This window comes from Escherichia sp. XD33 (assembly GCF_019375075.1).
GTDB lineage: Bacteria > Pseudomonadota > Gammaproteobacteria > Enterobacterales > Enterobacteriaceae > Enterobacter > Enterobacter flexneri_A.
In genome coordinates, this window is sequence record NZ_JAENDM010000168.1 from 1 (window position 1) to 1646 (window position 1646).

The window sequence follows — 1646 nt, forward strand, 5'->3', positions numbered from 1 at the left end:
AGTGTTGAGTCGTTCTGTACTGTCGGGCTGGGTGGATGCGTGTTGTCGTCTGCTGGCACCGCTGGATGAAGCCCTTCAGCACTATGTCCTGACCGACGGCAAACTCCATGCTGACGATATGCCTGTCCCGGTGCTGTTGCCGGGCAATAATGTAGTGGTCAAGTAATATTGGCCACGGTTTTACAGTAAAAATGGTATCTGTTCTCTGACTCTTCCGGCGTCAGCCCACCGTTATAATGGTGAGGTCTGACGCTGTTGTAGTAGTTCAATATGTAATCATTAATTTGCTGCCGGGCCTCGTCCTTGCCTGCGTAACCATTCGTTGGCACCCATTCTGTTTTCAGACTGCGGAAGAAGCGTTCCATGGGGCTGTTATCCCAGCAGTTTCCCCGCCGACTGACGCTTTGATTTATTCTGCAACGCCAGAGAAGTTGTTGATATTTAAGGCCTGTATACTGGCTTCCCTGGTCGCTATGGAACACGACATCCCGGGGTTGGCCACGCGTCTCATAGGCCATCCGCAGGGCACTGCTTATCAGTGCGGTATCGGCATGCGCTGACAGACTCCAGCCGATAACCCTGCGGGCAAAAAGATCCATAACAACCGCCAGATAGCACCAGCGATTTCCTGCCCAGAGATACGTAATATCTCCACACCATACCCGGTCTGGCTCCGGTACTGCGAACTGACGCTCAAGCAGATTCGGCAGGCTGGTATGCTCCTGACGGGCATTTTTATACTGATGTTTTCCGGGCTGACAACTGCTCAGGTTCAGATATTTCATCAGACGTCCGGCACGGTAACGGCTCATCGGGACGCCGTTTTGAGTCAGCATTTCAGCCAGAGTGCGCGCGCCCGCAGAGCCCCGACTTTGGTTCCACGCCCGGCGTATTTCGCTGCACAACCTGACTCGTGCCGGATTAACCGTATCGCGTCGTTTTCGCCAGTACCGGTAACTGCTGCGGTGTATTTCCAGAGCAGAACACAGGCTGACAACCGTGTGGCTGTCACTTAGTCTGGCGGCTATCGTGAACCGTTCAGCGAGTCGGACATTAAGAGCGCGGTTGTAGATTCAATTGGTCAACGCAACAGTTATGTGAAAACATGGGGTTGCGGAGGTTTTTTGAATGAGACGAACATTTACAGCAGAGGAAAAAGCCTCTGTTTTTGAACTATGGAAGAACGGAACAGGCTTCAGTGAAATAGCGAATATCCTGGGTTCAAAACCCGGAACGATCTTCACTATGTTAAGGGATACTGGCGGCATAAAACCCCATGAGCGTAAGCGGGCTGTAGCTCACCTGACACTGTCTGAGCGCGAGGAGATACGAGCTGGTTTGTCAGCCAAAATGAGCATTCGTGCGATAGCTACTGCGCTGAATCGCAGTCCTTCGACGATCTCACGTGAAGTTCAGCGTAATCGGGGCAGACGCTATTACAAAGCTGTTGATGCTAATAACCGAGCCAACAGAATGGCGAAAAGGCCAAAACCGTGCTTACTGGATCAAAATTTACCATTGCGAAAGCTTGTTCTGGAAAAGCTGGAGATGAAATGGTCTCCAGAGCAAATATCAGGATGGTTAAGGCGAACAAAACCACGTCAAAAAACGCTGCGAATATCACCTGAGACAATTTATAAAACGCT

The 1646-nt window shown here is 51.0% G+C and carries 3 pseudogenes; 2 read left to right on the forward strand and 1 reads right to left on the reverse strand.

Features of this window, described 5'->3' with window-relative positions:
• Positions 1–148 (forward strand): annotated as a pseudogene (locus K0778_RS25900) (transposase); the annotation flags it as partial.
• A 10-nt stretch (positions 149–158) separates the two neighbouring features.
• Here the strand turns inward: K0778_RS25900 and K0778_RS25905 are convergent.
• Positions 159–1064: pseudogene (locus K0778_RS25905) on the reverse strand (IS3 family transposase); the annotation flags it as partial.
• Between the two features lie 64 nt (positions 1065–1128).
• Between K0778_RS25905 and K0778_RS25910 the strand changes: the two are divergent.
• Positions 1129–1646 (forward strand): annotated as a pseudogene (locus K0778_RS25910) (IS30-like element IS30 family transposase); the annotation flags it as partial.